The organism is Winogradskyella sp. J14-2 (genome assembly GCF_001971725.1).
Lineage (GTDB): Bacteria > Bacteroidota > Bacteroidia > Flavobacteriales > Flavobacteriaceae > Winogradskyella.
Genome location: NZ_CP019388.1, coordinates 849,253 through 863,968, shown reverse-complemented (window position 1 = coordinate 863,968; position 14,716 = coordinate 849,253). Strand labels below are relative to the sequence as shown.

At 34.0% G+C, this 14,716-nt stretch carries 14 protein-coding genes; 7 read left to right on the top strand and 7 right to left on the bottom strand.

All coding sequences use genetic code 11. The annotated features are described in order from the left end of the window. Positions 1-49 precede the first annotated feature (49 nt). Genes BWZ20_RS04100 through BWZ20_RS04090 form a run of 3 tightly spaced genes read right to left on the bottom strand, consistent with a single transcriptional unit; the run spans position 50 to position 2,179 of the window. Positions 50-397: a carboxymuconolactone decarboxylase family protein gene (locus BWZ20_RS04100; protein ID WP_076621254.1), complete on the bottom strand. Its 348-nt coding sequence runs from the start codon at positions 395-397 to the stop codon at positions 50-52. Then, positions 390-1,214, bottom strand: a complete 825-nt coding sequence (tatC, locus tag BWZ20_RS04095) for a twin-arginine translocase subunit TatC (RefSeq protein ID WP_076616688.1) — start codon at positions 1,212-1,214, stop codon at positions 390-392. The genes BWZ20_RS04100 and tatC overlap by 8 nt, the downstream gene beginning before the upstream one ends. Next, complete coding sequence (locus BWZ20_RS04090) at positions 1,214-2,179, bottom strand: SIS domain-containing protein (protein ID WP_076621253.1); 966 nt, start codon at positions 2,177-2,179, stop codon at positions 1,214-1,216. The genes tatC and BWZ20_RS04090 overlap by 1 nt, the downstream gene beginning before the upstream one ends. Before the next feature lie 215 nt (positions 2,180-2,394). Between BWZ20_RS04090 and recQ the strand changes: the two genes are divergently transcribed. Then, positions 2,395-4,596 (top strand): DNA helicase RecQ, encoded by a 2,202-nt coding sequence (recQ, locus tag BWZ20_RS04085; RefSeq protein ID WP_076616686.1) that lies wholly within the window; start codon positions 2,395-2,397, stop codon positions 4,594-4,596. A 43-nt stretch (positions 4,597-4,639) separates the two neighbouring features. On the opposite strand, the gene BWZ20_RS04080 is transcribed toward recQ, so the two are convergent. Further along, entirely contained in the window at positions 4,640-5,686 is a 1,047-nt protein-coding gene (locus BWZ20_RS04080; RefSeq protein ID WP_076616684.1) for a formylglycine-generating enzyme family protein, read from the bottom strand. 311 nt (positions 5,687-5,997) lie between these two features. On the opposite strand from BWZ20_RS04080, the gene BWZ20_RS04075 reads away from it, so the two are divergent. After that, complete coding sequence (locus tag BWZ20_RS04075; protein ID WP_076616681.1) at positions 5,998-6,930, top strand: peptidylprolyl isomerase; 933 nt, start codon at positions 5,998-6,000, stop codon at positions 6,928-6,930. Between the two features lie 154 nt (positions 6,931-7,084). After that, positions 7,085-7,777, top strand: a complete 693-nt coding sequence (locus BWZ20_RS04070) for a tetratricopeptide repeat protein (RefSeq protein WP_076616678.1) — start codon at positions 7,085-7,087, stop codon at positions 7,775-7,777. Between the two features lie 3 nt (positions 7,778-7,780). Here the strand turns inward: BWZ20_RS04070 and BWZ20_RS04065 are convergent, their stop codons facing one another. Further along, a complete protein-coding gene (locus BWZ20_RS04065; RefSeq protein WP_076616675.1) occupies positions 7,781-8,329 on the bottom strand; it encodes a hypothetical protein in 549 nt (182 codons plus the stop codon). Between the two features lie 87 nt (positions 8,330-8,416). On the opposite strand from BWZ20_RS04065, the gene BWZ20_RS04060 reads away from it, so the two are divergent. After that, a complete protein-coding gene (locus BWZ20_RS04060) occupies positions 8,417-9,589 on the top strand; it encodes a lycopene cyclase family protein (RefSeq protein WP_076616673.1) in 1,173 nt (390 codons plus the stop codon). Here BWZ20_RS04060 and BWZ20_RS04055 read toward each other — a convergent pair. Both BWZ20_RS04055 and BWZ20_RS04050 read right to left on the bottom strand, forming a co-directional pair. Continuing rightward, entirely contained in the window at positions 9,586-9,825 is a 240-nt protein-coding gene (locus BWZ20_RS04055) for a hypothetical protein (protein ID WP_076616670.1), read from the bottom strand. The genes BWZ20_RS04060 and BWZ20_RS04055 overlap by 4 nt on opposite strands. Then, positions 9,818-10,273, bottom strand: a complete 456-nt coding sequence (locus BWZ20_RS04050; protein WP_076616667.1) for an SRPBCC family protein — start codon at positions 10,271-10,273, stop codon at positions 9,818-9,820. The genes BWZ20_RS04055 and BWZ20_RS04050 overlap by 8 nt, the downstream gene beginning before the upstream one ends. Before the next feature lie 232 nt (positions 10,274-10,505). Between BWZ20_RS04050 and BWZ20_RS04045 the strand changes: the two genes are divergently transcribed. From BWZ20_RS04045 to BWZ20_RS04035, 3 genes are read left to right on the top strand one after another with little or no spacing between them, the layout of a single operon-like run. Continuing rightward, a complete protein-coding gene (locus tag BWZ20_RS04045; RefSeq protein WP_076616664.1) occupies positions 10,506-12,452 on the top strand; it encodes a peptidylprolyl isomerase in 1,947 nt (648 codons plus the stop codon). Between the two features lie 6 nt (positions 12,453-12,458). Continuing rightward, positions 12,459-13,310: a peptidyl-prolyl cis-trans isomerase gene (locus BWZ20_RS04040; RefSeq protein WP_317041691.1), complete on the top strand. Its 852-nt coding sequence runs from the start codon at positions 12,459-12,461 to the stop codon at positions 13,308-13,310. Then, positions 13,273-14,715, top strand: a complete 1,443-nt coding sequence (locus BWZ20_RS04035) for a peptidylprolyl isomerase (protein WP_076616659.1) — start codon at positions 13,273-13,275, stop codon at positions 14,713-14,715. Before BWZ20_RS04040 ends, BWZ20_RS04035 begins: the two co-directional genes overlap by 38 nt. The last annotated feature ends 1 nt before the right edge of the window (position 14,716 follow it).

The window sequence follows — 14,716 nt, the reverse complement described above, 5'->3', positions numbered from 1 at the left end:
AACAAATTCATACAGAATGGCTTATTTTAGTCTTATTTTTATAAAAAGTTTAACCTTGGTTCTCAAGAGCTTCCCAGTATTCATGAGCCCTTCTTAAGTGCGGTATTACAATGGTTCCACCAATTAAGGTAGCTATGCCTAAGGCTTCACTAACCTCGGCTTTACTCAACCCTTCGTTGTAAGATGCTTCTAAATGATATTTCACGCAATCATCGCATCTAAGCACTGTAGATGCAACTAAACCTAATAATTCTTTGGTTTTTTTGTCTAAAACACCTTCTGCAAAGGCATTGGTGTCTAAATTAAAAATGCGTTTTACAATTTTATTGTTATCCGAAAGGATTTTATCATTCATCTTAGAACGATAATCATTGAATTCTTTTACAATATCAGACATGTTTTCTTTTTCTATTTTGATTTCTAACAACTACAGAAGAAATATATATACTAACTTGGTAAAGTACTAAAATTGGTATCGCTACAATTACCTGGCTAGCAACATCTGGCGGCGTTATTATAGCGGATAATATAAGCACAATTACCAAAGCGTACTTTCTATATGTTCTTAAAAACTGTGGCGTCACCAAACCAACCTTGGTTAAAAAGTAAATGATAATCGGCAGCTCAAATACAAAACCAGAGGCCAACGAAGAAGATCTTACAATGGCAATAACAGAGCTAATATCAAATTCATTTGAAATTTGTTCGCTTATTTGATAGTTGGCCAAAAAGTTAATAGATAATGGTGTTATAATGTAGTAACCGAATAATACACCTAAGAAAAACAAAATTGAGGCAATTATTATAAAACCTTTTGAGTTTTTGCGCTCATTAGGATTTAGTCCGGGACTAATAAAACTCCATAATTGATAGAGCACATAAGGAAAGGCAACAATGAAGCCTGCATAGATTGATGTCCAAATATGCGCGGAAAATTGTCCGGCTACGGTTCTGTTCTGTATAATAAAAGGAAATTTATCGGCGCAAAACGTTGTATCTTCAATACCTAAAAATTGCGACATTTTACAAAGGCCTTCATAGGTGGGAAAACTCATCTGAGTAGGACCAAAGATAATAACATCGAAGACAAATTTTTTAAAAACAAATGCAAGTGTTGCTGCAATAACAATACCTAAAGTTGATCTTATTAAATGCCACCTTAAATCTTCGAGATGATCTAAAAAAGACATTTCATCAATACGCTTTTTTGCCATTATATAATGCCTTCTTTAATTAAATCATGTAAGTGAACAACACCAGCATATTTGCTATTATTCTCAACCAATAATTGCGAAATACCGTAGGTTTCCATGAGTTTTTTAGCGTCTACGGCCATAGCACCTTCATCTATGCACCTAGGGTTGGTGCTCATAATGTCTTTTGCTTTAAGGTTGGTTATATCATCACTTTTGCTTAGCATGCGGCGCAAGTCTCCATCTGTAATAATACCCACGATATTATCGTTGTCTACAACAGCAGTAACTCCAAGCATCTTTTCAGTTATTTCTACTATGACTTCTTTTACACTAGCATTTAAATGCACCTCTGGTTTTTGATTTTGAGAAGATAAATCATTTACTCTTAAATATAAACGTTTACCTAAGGCTCCACCAGGATGATATTTTGCAAAATCCTTACTCGAAAACCCTCTTAATTCTAACAAACAAATTGCTAAAGCATCACCCATAACAAGTTGAGCAGTGGTGCTGGTAGTAGGTGCCAGATTATTTGGGCAAGCCTCTTGCTCAACGTAGGCATTTAAAACAAAATCTGAATGCTGACCCAAAAAAGAGTCTTTATTACCAGTAATAGCAATCATTTTATTTTTAGCGTTTTTAATAAGAGGCACCAAAACTTTAATCTCTGGTGTATTACCACTTTTAGAAATGCAAATTACCACATCGTCTTTTAAAATTAAACCCAAATCACCATGTATGGCGTCTGCTGCATGCATAAAAATTGCAGGCGTGCCTGTAGAGTTTAAAGTAGCAACTATTTTATTGGCAATAATGGCACTTTTACCAATACCTGTAATAATAACACGACCTTTAGAATTATAGATAAGCTCAACAGCATTTGCAAAATCATCTGTAAGTAATTCTGATAAATATCCAATAGCCTTACTTTCTAATGCAATGGTGCTTTTAGCTGTATTTAATATGGACGACACAGTGTTCAAAACTAATTTTTTATTGTATTTTTTAGATATAAAGATTTTGTTATCTTTAAGCTTACGCAAAAGTACGTGAATTTTTTCATTCAAATAATCTCAAATTATCATGAAAAAATTTTAGATACTAAACAAAACAATTGCATATGCAAAACTAAGCTCAATATGTTAAATTTGTAATAGAGTTTAGTTTTTAAAGAAGAAATAAATACGAAAAGGGATTAATGAGTATTGCAGAAATTGATTTACACTCCTCGCTAAAAAAATACTTTGGTTTTTCTGAGTTTAAGGGGCTACAAGAAGAAGTAATTAAAAATGTAGTAAAAGGTAATAACACTTTTGTTATTATGCCAACTGGTGGTGGCAAATCGCTTTGCTATCAGCTGCCAGCTCTAATTAAAGAAGGTACAGCAATAGTAGTATCTCCACTTATAGCTTTAATGAAAAACCAGGTAGATGCCATACGGGCCGTGTCTGAAAACGAAGGTGTTGCACACGTTTTAAACTCGTCACTAAACAAAACCGAAGTTAAACGTGTAAAAGATGATATCATTAATGGTATTACAAAACTACTCTATGTAGCGCCAGAGTCGCTTACCAAAGAAGAATATGTAGATTTTTTGAAAACTCAAAAAATCTCATTTATGGCTGTGGACGAAGCACATTGTATTAGCGAATGGGGACACGATTTTAGACCAGAGTACAGAAATCTTCGTCATATAATAAAACGCATTGGCGATGATATTCCGATTGTTGGACTCACAGCAACGGCAACACCTAAAGTACAGGAAGACATTCTGAAAAGTTTGGGTATGACAGATGCCGTTACTTTTAAAGCATCCTTTAACAGGCCAAACCTTTTTTACGAAGTACGCCCTAAAACCAAAAATGTAGATGCAGATATCATTCGTTTTATAAAGCAAAACGAAGGCAAATCTGGTATTGTTTACTGTCTTAGTAGAAAACGTGTAGAAGAACTAGCGCAAGTGCTTCAGGTTAATGGTATTAAGGCGGTGCCATATCATGCAGGTCTAGACGCTAAAACCAGAGTAAAACATCAAGACATGTTCTTAATGGAAGACACTGATGTGGTAGTAGCAACCATTGCTTTTGGCATGGGTATTGACAAACCAGACGTGCGTTTTGTAATACATCACGATATACCAAAAAGTATAGAAAGTTATTACCAAGAAACGGGTAGAGCAGGGCGCGATGGAGGTGAAGGCCACTGTTTAGCATTTTATGCCTATAAAGATATTGAAAAGCTTGAGAAGTTTATGTCTGGTAAGCCTGTGGCAGAGCAAGAAATTGGTCATGCCTTATTACAAGAAGTTGTTGCATTTGCCGAGACATCGATGTCTAGAAGAAAGTTTATCCTTCATTATTTCGGAGAAGCCTTTGATAATGAAACCGGTGAAGGAGGCGATATGGACGATAACATTCGCAATCCCAAAAAACAGGTTGAAGCTAAAGACGAAGTTAAAATCCTTCTAGATGTCGTAAATAAGACCAATGAAAAATATAAGGCTAAAGATTTAGTACAAGTGATTACTGGCAAATCTAACGCCTTAATTTCATCGCACAAAACAGATACACAGCCGTTCTTTGGTGTGGGAGAAGAGAAAGAAGATCGCTTTTGGATCGCGCTTATAAGACAGGTCATTGTGGCAGGACTTTTAAAAAAAGATATAGAAACTTATGGCGTATTGCGCCTAAGTAATTCTGGCAAGGATTTTTTAAAGAATCCGCAATCGTTTATGATGGCAGAAGACCACACGTACGATGATGAAGCTAGCGACAGTATAATAACCAACACCAAGGGTGGTGGCGCTGCAGCAGACGAAAAGTTAATGACTATGCTTAAGGACTTACGAAAGCGCAACGCTAAAAAATTAGGTGTACCGCCTTTTGTTATTTTTCAGGATCCATCATTAGAAGATATGGCACTAAAATATCCTGTAAATATAGAAGAGTTATCCAATGTGCACGGTGTGGGCGAAAGCAAAGCCAAAAAGTACGGTAAGGACTTTGTAAATCTTATAGCAGACTATGTAGAAGAGAACGATATCATGAGACCAGATGATATGATTGTGAAATCTACAGGTTCTAATTCTGCTCTTAAACTTTATATTATACAAAATGTTGATAGAAAATTACCATTAGATGATATTGCTTCGGCAAAAGGCATGGACATGCCAGAGTTTATCGGTGAAATGGAGTCTATCGTCTACTCTGGGACTAAGCTAAACATCAATTATTGGATAGATGAAATTTTAGATGAAGACCAGCAAGAAGAAATTCATGACTATTTTATGGATTCACAAAGCGATAAAATTTCTGATGCCATAGAAGAATTTGATGGTGATTATGACGATGAAGAATTGCGCCTCTATCGCATTAAGTTTATTAGCGAAGTAGCTAACTAAAGTTTTAATGAGTTGAACTAAAGCTTTAATTTTAATATTTTATTTAACGTGTAGGCGAAGCTACTGTCCTAAACCCTAAATGGTCAGAGCCAGTATCTTTACTTGTGGCCATTCTCGCAGAAATTCTATAGCTTGCGCAATAAGAGCTATGGCACAAAAATGATCCACCTTTCATAATCTGGTCTTCAGTAAAAGGACTTTGTGGATTATAGTACGTATGGGCTCCTTGTGGATTTATAAGTATATTATCTGGATTGAGTGTTTTGTAATAATTAACGTTATATTTATCTGCGGTCATTTCCCAGACATTTCCTATCATGTCATAGATTCCTAATGCATTAGGAGCATAAGACTTTACTTGGCTTATATATTCAAAACCATCTTCACTATTATTGTCTACAGGGAAAATGCCTTGCCAGGTGTTGGCCTTAGCTGTAAGTTTACTGCCGTCATTTCCCCAAGTATATATAGCATCTTTGTGTGTACCTTGTGCGGCAGCTTCCCACTCAGCTTCTGTTGGTAACCTCCTATTGGCCCATTTACAATATTCTAGAGCATCTTGGTAGGCAACGTGAACAACAGGAAAATTATCTTTACCCTCAATGGAACTATCAGGGCCATAAGGGTGTTTCCAGTTTGCTCCTATTTTCCAGGTCCACCACTGGCTGTAGTTATTCATATCTACTATTGTATTTACATTTTTGTTAAAAACAAGGCTACCTGGTTGTAAAAGTGAGTCTGCAGGCTTTGTTGTTCCAGGAGGTAGATCTTTTTTTAGTGCTTCCCAATCTATAGGTTTCTCTGCAATGGTAATATACCCTGTTTCTTCAACAAAAGTTCTAAATTGTGCGTTAGTGACTTCGGTAATGTCAATAAAAAAGCCATCAACAGTAACAGTATGTCCTGGTTTTTCCCGATCCATTGCGTAGCGATCTCCCTTTTTGGCACCCATAATAAAAGTTTTTTTGGGTACCCAAACCATGCCTTTAGGCGTTTCTAAGGTGGATGGAAGAGAAGTCTCTTTGTTTATTTTTTGATCCTTACAGCTACTTAGAAAGAGCGCGGTAAATATGATCAGTATTTTTTTCATTGGTATTAAGCTATTGTATGGTATTGTTAGTTAAGTCTAAGACACCCTCAAAACGCAGGTAATATTTATTATTTAGATTTTGTTAGGCCAAAAACTGTGTTTCTAAACCTATCTAATTTATGAAAAACTGCTAAAATTTGATGTGATGTTCTCTTAAATTAAAATCGTTTTGTAACAACGCTTAACAAAAATAGTATTTATAAAACTAAATTTAAACCTTAATGAAGCTACTATAAACTGACTTAATCTAATTGGTAGTAATAATTATAATACATTGTCTATCTTTGCAGCTTTAAATAAAAGAAAATACAATGCAAGACGGATTATACGCAAAATTTAACACTTCAAAAGGAGAAGTCCTAGTCAATTTAGAATTTAAAAAAACACCAGGTACGGTTGGTAACTTTGTTGCTCTAGCAGAAGGAAATCTAGAAAACTCGGCTAAACCTCAAGGTACACCTTATTATGATGGTTTAACCTTTCATAGAGTTATCCCAGATTTTATGATACAAGGAGGTTGTCCACAAGGAACAGGAACAGGAAATCCTGGGTATAAATTTGACGATGAAATCCACTCAGATCTAAAACATGATGCACCAGGAAAATTATCAATGGCAAATGCTGGGCCTGGTACAAATGGAAGTCAGTTTTTTATTACTCATGTTGAAACACCTTGGTTAGACGGAAAGCACACAGTTTTTGGTAATGTTGTAGAAGGTCAAGATGTCATTGATGCGATAGCACAAGGCGATAAAATCGAGAAATTAGAAATTGTAAGAGTAGGTGAGGCTGCCAAAAAATTCAACGCCGTTGAAGCATTTAGAACTTTTGAGGGTGCACGCGAAAAACGTATTGCTGCAGAGCGTGAAGCAGCAAAAGCAGCTTTAGATAAATTAGCAGCAGGTTTTGAAGAAACTGCTTCAGGGTTGCGTTATAAAATTATTCAAAAAGGGGATGGTAAAAAAGCTGAAAAAGGGAATATGGTGTCTGTGCACTATAAAGGGCAATTGGCAGATGGCACAGTCTTCGATTCATCCTATAAAAGGAATGCACCATTAGATTTTCAAGTAGGTGTAGGCCAAGTGATTCCTGGTTGGGATGAAGGTATTTGCTTACTAAATGTTGGAGATAAGGCGCGTTTAGTAATACCTAGCGATTTAGCTTACGGTGCCGCAGGCGCAGGAGGTGTAATTCCGCCAAATGCAATATTAGTTTTTGATGTAGAATTGATGGCTACAAAATAAGCAAGATTCTAATTTTTATAAGCTTAGGTATTAAAAAGTAAATTAGGACTTAAACCGAATTAAGTTCGGTATTTTAAATCGTAACAAAACTCAAATAAAATCGTCTCACTTTTGGTGAGACTTTTTTTATTTTAAATATACTAATCAATTAAATATGAAATTAAAAACGATAACTACTCTAACATTACTTACATTATTTTGTTTTAATTGCACAACACCAGTTGAGTATTCCGAAGAATTTAAAAAACAAACAGCGGGTAAATACTTATACAATCCAGATGAGTTAATTTTAGTGTACTACCAAAACAATACCTTAAAGTTAAATTGGAAAGGTGGTGAAATAGTGCCTGTTGCATTGGCAGAAAATGAATTTTTTGTACCCGATATGTATAAAAAGTTTCAATTTGTAACACATCCCGAAACTAATAAGAAGTATTTATCAACCTTTAATGACGAAAAGGATTCTATTAGTTATGATTATGTAAAAGTTGACGAAGATTATAAAACACCAAGCCAATACTTAGAGGCAGGTAATTACGATAAGGCTTTACATGGATTTATAGAACTTAAAAAGCAAGATTCTACAGGTTCTTACATCAATGAATGGCATTTTAACAGAATAGGATATCAGCATTTACAAAACGAGGAATACCACAAAGCGATTGGCGTGTTTCAATTAAATGTAAAATTATATCCAGAGAGCAGCAATGTTTATGATAGTTTAGCTGAGGCCTATTTAAGAGGTGGTGATAGTTTGCAGGCTTATAATAATTATAAAATAGCACTACAGATAAATCCTAGAAATACTAGAGCCGAGCATTATGTTAAAACATATAGGGAAGAATAATGATTACAGTAAGTTTATTATTAGCCTGTTAATAGTTTTAATCCATTTATCATTTTCTTCTACTAACTGTCCGTGCTGAGTTTCTAAATCGTATTGTTTTTGGGTTTCTAAGCATTCTTTCCATAGGTTTTGGTAGACCTCAAAGTAGGTATCAAAATTTGCGATTTTTTTAGCAATTAGTTTTTTAAACTCATCATTAATCTTTAGTGCATACAAGCCTGCTATGTCAAAGTGCAGTTGCTCGTGTTTTAGTAAATAATCGCTTTCTTTGTAGACCCAAGAGTGATTAGAATAAAAATTTGCAACAACGTAGAGCTTTTCAAAACCCTGAATATTATTATCGGCATCTACATTTACTTCTGTCGGAAAAATTTCAATTTTATAGGATGTTTGTGCGTAGGCAAGGATGTTCGTGTCTGGTATCCCTTTAAAATCTTCCCATTTGAGTTTTATTTCTTTTTTCCATGAAATTGAGGTTTTTGTAGTTACACTGTCTTGGGCAAAACTAAAATATATATTAAAAAGAATGAGTATGTAATGTAGTAGCTTCATAAGGAGAATTATAATATTATGAAGATAATTAAATTTTATAAACATAAGTGTAATAAACTGTATCTTAGCTGGCGTTTAAATATATTAATGACAAACTACGATTACATCATTTTAGGAGCTGGTGCTTCTGGTCTTATGCTGGCATATCGCATGGCATTAGATGAGTTTTTTGATGACAAATCAATATTAATTATTGATAAGGAAACACAAAAAGGGAATGATAGAACTTGGTGTTTTTGGGAAAATGGTATCGGCGAATGGGATGGTATACTCACCAAAACATGGTCTAAAATCTATTTTGGAAGTGATAATTTCAAAAGAGAAATAAACATATTGCCCTATCAATATAAAATGATACGAAGTAAAGATTTTTATAATTCGCTTTGGGATATAGTTTGTAAAAAATCAAATTTCACTTTTCAGTTAACCAATATTACATCGTTTCAAGAAACTAAGAGTGGCGCTGAGGTTGTTACTGTTGAAAGAGAGGGGATTACAGGCCCAATTCTTAAAGAGACTAAGTACCAATGCAAAAAGGTTTTTACAAGTTTAAGTAATTTTGAAGCGTTTAATTTTCAAGAAAAATACCCAGTCATCAATCAACATTTTTTAGGATGGTTTATAAAAACAGAAGATGCTGTTTTTGATGATACCACGGCAACCTTTATGGATTTTACGGTACCTCAAAAAGGAAACACGCGCTTTATGTATGTATTACCTCTGGATACCAAAACCGCCTTAATTGAATACACGCTATTTTCTAAAAATTTGTTGTCACGTTCAGATTATGAAGCTGCAATAAAACAATATCTTACAGAAAAAGGTATCAATAATTACAGGATCATTGAAAGCGAAATTGGGTCTATACCAATGACATCCTATAAGTTTTCTCAACTAAACACAAAACATATACTTAATATTGGTACCGCAGGTGGTTGGACTAAAGCCAGCACTGGATACACTTTTAGGAATACATCAAAAAATACTAGAGCATTAGTTGAGTTTTTAAAAACCGATAATGATTTGAGGAAATTTCATAAAAAATCAAAATTTTGGTTTTACGATTTAATTTTTTTAGATGTATTAGCTAATCATAATGAAGAAGGCGCTGTTCTATTTGCATCTATGTTTAAAAAAGCAGATGTAAAAACTATTTTTAAATTTTTAGACGAAGAATCTACTATATACGAAGATCTGAGAATAATATTGTCTGTGCCACCAAAACGATTTATTCAATCGTTTTTTAAACGCTTATTTTAATTCTTAGAATAGATTTGTCCTCTGTTTGGTTTTAGGGCATCTCTAAGTGGTTTCATTTCAGATTCATCAACAACGATATAGGCAATACTATGCATGTTGTTTAAAACTTCAATATCGGTAATAGTAATGTTCAAGTTGTTTACTGCAATATACTCGTTAAGATGTACCAAATGATGTTGGGCAGTTTTTTTACTTGCAGGACCTCTAAAATCCCATATTAATTTTAATTTACGCATTAGAAACAGAAGTGCCTTTCTCGGCAAAATTTTTAAAGTTAGTCATGTATTTTTTTGTTTGTTTCTTAAAGGCACCAGGCATTAAAAACAGCATGGCATTCATCATAAAATTTGTTGGCTGAAATTCGTTTTTACTAATCCATTTGGTATGGCCTAAAGGAGTCCTTTCAAAATAATTTTGTTGAATGTTTCTTACACCATTTGTAGTATAGGTAGCATGAAACTCGTTGGGAAACTCTTGCTTGGTGATGGTTTCAATAAGTTCCATCTTACGTCTGCCAAAATTATAGTTTAATTTCATTTTAGCACCGAACTGGCCTGGTGTACCAGAAATATGCTCGGTACTAATTAAACCTTCTTGCCAATGTTTCATATTGTCGGTAGAGTCCATCTTCTTGGCCACCTCCTCTAAAGGTTTTTCTATTATGATCTCAGTCGTATACTCCATCTAAAAATTTATAATAATTTTAAAGATAGATAAAACCTTAATATTGGGTTTAATTTATCGACGTTTCTACCCTTTTACAAGTTGTAATTAACTTTTTTTAACTGGTAATATTAATAAATTAAGATATGGCTATAACTTGTAAAATAGGCGATTTATGTTATTTTTGCTCCACCTCTAAACTAGAATATTTTTATAACCTAAATATTAGAATTTAACTAAAAAATTAATAAACATGAAATCTAGAATTAAATGTTTGCTTATCGTTTTACTAGTACTGAATATATCATTTGCTCAAGACAAAGATGAAGTGTTATTAAAGGTAGATGGTAAACCGGTAATGGTTTCAGAATTTTTAAGGGTTTATAATAAGAATTTAGATTTGGTAAAAGACGAAAGTCAGAAAGATATTGATGGATACTTAAAATTATTTACAGAGTATCAGCTAAAGCTACAAGAGGCTAAACGTCTTAAGCTAGATGAGGATGCAAACTACCAACGTGAGTTTCTAAGATATAAGAAACAGCTTACAAAAAACTACCTTGCTGAGAATAAGGTTACAGATGCATTGGTGAGAGAAGCCTATGAGCGTACTAGTTTTGATATTAATGCCTCTCATATATTAGTGCGTTTAGATGCCAATGCAAAAGATACTCTTGGTGCTTACAACCAAGTTTTACAGTTAAGAGCGCGCGTGTTAGAAGAAGGGTTCGATGCCGTAAAAGCAGATGTACATAACGGACAAACCATATTTCTTGAAGATTTAGGGTACTTCTCAGCATTTAAAATGGTTTACGATTTTGAAACTGCTGCCTTTAATACCCAAAAGGGTGAAATGTCAATGCCTTTTAGAACACAATTTGGTTACCATGTGGTAAAGGTTAACGATAAACGTCCATCTAGAGGGACTATTACCGCAGCTCATATAATGGTAGCCTTACAACAAAAGGATACACTTTTAGATCCAGAAGATCGCATCAATGACATTTACCAAAAATTACAGCAAGGCGAAAAGTTTGAGTCTTTAGCCAAACAATTTTCAGACGATAAAAGTTCTGCCAGAAATGGCGGACAATTGTCACCTTTTAAAAGTGGTCAATTAAGTTCAACAATATTTGAAGATCAAGCATTTGCTTTACAAAATGATGGAGACGTGAGTAAACCTTTTAAGTCAGAATATGGTTGGCATATCGTAAAACGTACAAAGCTAGAGCCCATTCAATCTTTTGAAGAACTAAAACCAACATTAGAGTCACAAGTTAAAAGAGATTCTAGGTCTCAACTTATCAATGAAGCCATGGTAGATGAGTTAAAAGGTCGCTATAAGATTTCTTATAACCAAGGTTTTAGAACCTATTTTGAATCACTTTTAGATGATAATTTCTTTCAGAGTTCATGGAAATTACCCGAAGAATTTGAAAAGGAAAAAACAATTTTTACCATAAACGAGCGTTCATTTACCTACGATGAGTTTGGTCGCCATCTTGTATCTGCGCAACGCGCTTACGCAAACAAAAAAGGTGATTTTTCGGTTATAATAGATAAAGAGTTTGATAAATTTTTCGAAAACGCTATTCTGCAATACAGAGAAGATAACCTAGAGTTAGAGAACAAAGACTTTGCAAATATCTTAAAAGAATATAGAGACGGATTGTTATTGTTTGATTTAATGGAAAAAGAAATTTGGAACAAAGCATCTAAAGACTCCGTTGGGCTAGAAATGTATTATCAAAAACATAAAGCTAATTACCAGTGGAATGATAGAGTAGATGTTGTAATAGCTACTTCTGCAGATAAAGACTATGCAAGAGAGGCTTTAAGCATGATGAAAAGAAAAAAGTCTGAAGAAGACATAAAAAAAACTTTGAATACGGAATCTAAAAAAAATATCATTTTTACTAAAGGAATATTTGATACTAATGACCCAAAACTTCCTGCCAATCTTAAGTTAGAACAGGGTGTTTCTGAAATATATGCTCACAACGATGCGTTTCATGTTATAAATATTATGTCTGTACTACCGTCAGGCAATAAAACCTTAGAAGAAGCCAAAGGTAATGTTATTAGTGATTACCAAACTGAGATAGAAACGAACTGGATTAATGATCTTTACAAACGTTTTAAGGTTGAGGTTAACAAAAAAGTCCTAGAAAAGGTTAAAACTAAAATTAAAAATCAATAAATTTTCTTGAAAAAGTTCTGTCTTACACTAACCATTTGCTTGGCTTGTTTTAGCTGTGATTTTTTTAAAAAGTCAGATAGCCGAGAACCCATTGCAAGAGTAAATGAGACCTATTTATACAAAGAAGATATAGAAAGTTTGGTGCCTATTGGAACAAGTAAAGAAGACAGCTTGGTAATAGTTAATAGCTACATCAATCGTTGGGCACGTCAGTTACTTCTCATGGATGGTGCGTTACTCAACTTATCAGAAGAAAAACAAGAAGAGTTTTTAAAATTAGTAGAGCAGTATAAAAGCGATTTGTATACTAAAGCTTATTTAGAAGCTCTAGTAAAAAAAAATATTGATACAGTAGTTAATCCTGATGAAGCAGAAGTGTTTTATCAGGCCAACAAAGAATCCTTTAAACTAAACGATGATTTGCTACAGTTAAGATACATAAGCTTGCCGCTTAATCCAATAGATTTCGATACTATAAAAAATAGGTTTAAACGCTACAAACCAAAAGATAGACGCTACTTAGATTCCATATCTATACAGTTTAAATCGTATTCTCTTAACGATTCTATTTGGGTTAAATTTAGTCAGGTTGTAGATAAAGTTCCTGTAGTAACACAAGAAAGTAAAGACCAACTGTTAAAAAAATCTAATTTCTTACAGCTCAAAGATTCAATAAACCTATATTTGATGCATGTTAATGACATACGCAAGCAGAATGACTATGCACCATTAGAGTATGTAAACAAATCCATAAAACAAATTGTAATTAATAAGCGTAAATTAGAACTTATTAAGCAACTAGAAAAAGATATTACAAAAGATGCAATTAAGAATAATAAATTTCAAATTTATAACTAAAGTCATAAGCCTTTACTGTTTTTTCTATGTCAGTGCAATTGGTGCTCAAGAGATTATACTAGATGAAGTTGTTACAGAAAAAACAAAAGACACCGTTGTTAACACTAGTAGAATAAAAGCTGATGGTGTTGCTGCCGTTGTGGGCGATTTTATTGTGCTAGAGTCTGATCTAGATAGAGAAATTGCCCAATTAGAAGCACAAGGTGCAGACTTAAGCGGTGTAACCCGTTGCGAGCTTTTTGGACTTCTTTTAGAGAAAAAGTTATACGCGCACCAAGCTATTCAAGATAGTATTATTGTTAACGAATTATATATTAAATCTCTCGTAGACCAGCAAATCGAAGGGATTTTAGCACAGTCTAGGCAAGATATGGATTGGCTAATAAAGTATTACAAAAAAGATTCAGAACAGGCCTTACGAGACGAGATGTATGAGATTAACAAAAATGGTTATCTCGAACAAGAAATGCGAAAAAAGGTTATCAACGAGGTAGAAGTGACGCCAGAGGAAGTTAGAACGTTTTTTAATGACATTCCTAAAGATGAAAGACCTACCTTTGGTACTGAGCTAAAGGTGGCTCAAATTGTTGTAGTACCAGAAGTTACGGAAGAAGCAAAACAAGCCGTTATCGATCGCCTTAATGGATTTAAAAAAGATGTAGAGGAAAACGGAGCAAAATTTGCAACAAAGGCGTTGTTTTATTCAGAAGATTCTGGCTCTAAAAATAATGGTGGTTTATTGCCTGCCATGAACAGAAAACAGCCCAGAATGGTTAAGGAATTCAGAGATGTGGCATTTAATCTTCAAGAGGGTGAAATTTCTGAACCATTTGAAACAGACTTTGGGTACCATATCATCTACCTAGAAAAGGTAAGAGGACAAGAATATATGGTAAGGCATATTCTTCTAAGACCCGAGTTAACACCAGAAACAATTCAAAAAGCCCAAGAAAAAATTGAAAAGGTAAGAGAGCTCATAGTAAGCGGTAAGGTATCATTCGCCGACGCAGCTAGAGAATTTAGTGACGAAGAAGAGACAAAATACGAAGGCGGTCGTTTAACCAATCCAACTACCCAAGACTTTAATTTTGAGTTAACCAAAATGGATACCGAAATGTATACCCAAATACAAGGGCTAAAGGATGGAGAGGTTAGTGAGGTTATACAAGACGAGGACCGCATTAACAACATTAAATTTAAGATTATGACGGTGACGGATAGGGTCAATGATCACGAAGCAGACTACGCCAGAGATTATTTAAAAATTAAAGAACTAGCACTTCAAGATAAACAAGTAAAGGCCATAGAAAAATGGCAAAAAGAAGTAATTGAACAAACCTACATAAAGATCAACGGAGAATATAGAGATTGTCAATATCAAAGTAATTGGTTAAAAATACAATAGT

Bases quoted from the DNA above. Each gene is read 5' to 3' on its own strand.
- BWZ20_RS04060 (WP_076616673.1), top strand. From the start codon at position 8,417: ATGACAAACTACGATTACATCATTTTAGGAGCTGGTGCTTCTGGTCTT.
- BWZ20_RS04065 (WP_076616675.1), bottom strand. From the start codon at position 8,329: ATGAAGCTACTACATTACATACTCATTCTTTTTAATATATATTTTAGT.
- BWZ20_RS04055 (WP_076616670.1), bottom strand. From the start codon at position 9,825: ATGCGTAAATTAAAATTAATATGGGATTTTAGAGGTCCTGCAAGTAAA.
- recQ (WP_076616686.1), top strand. From the start codon at position 2,395: ATGAGTATTGCAGAAATTGATTTACACTCCTCGCTAAAAAAATACTTT.
- BWZ20_RS04075 (WP_076616681.1), top strand. From the start codon at position 5,998: ATGCAAGACGGATTATACGCAAAATTTAACACTTCAAAAGGAGAAGTC.
- BWZ20_RS04050 (WP_076616667.1), bottom strand. From the start codon at position 10,273: ATGGAGTATACGACTGAGATCATAATAGAAAAACCTTTAGAGGAGGTG.
- BWZ20_RS04080 (WP_076616684.1), bottom strand. From the start codon at position 5,686: ATGAAAAAAATACTGATCATATTTACCGCGCTCTTTCTAAGTAGCTGT.
- BWZ20_RS04070 (WP_076616678.1), top strand. From the start codon at position 7,085: ATGAAATTAAAAACGATAACTACTCTAACATTACTTACATTATTTTGT.
- BWZ20_RS04045 (WP_076616664.1), top strand. From the start codon at position 10,506: ATGAAATCTAGAATTAAATGTTTGCTTATCGTTTTACTAGTACTGAAT.
- BWZ20_RS04100 (WP_076621254.1), bottom strand. From the start codon at position 397: ATGTCTGATATTGTAAAAGAATTCAATGATTATCGTTCTAAGATGAAT.
- BWZ20_RS04035 (WP_076616659.1), top strand. From the start codon at position 13,273: ATGCAATTAAGAATAATAAATTTCAAATTTATAACTAAAGTCATAAGC.
- tatC (WP_076616688.1), bottom strand. From the start codon at position 1,214: ATGGCAAAAAAGCGTATTGATGAAATGTCTTTTTTAGATCATCTCGAA.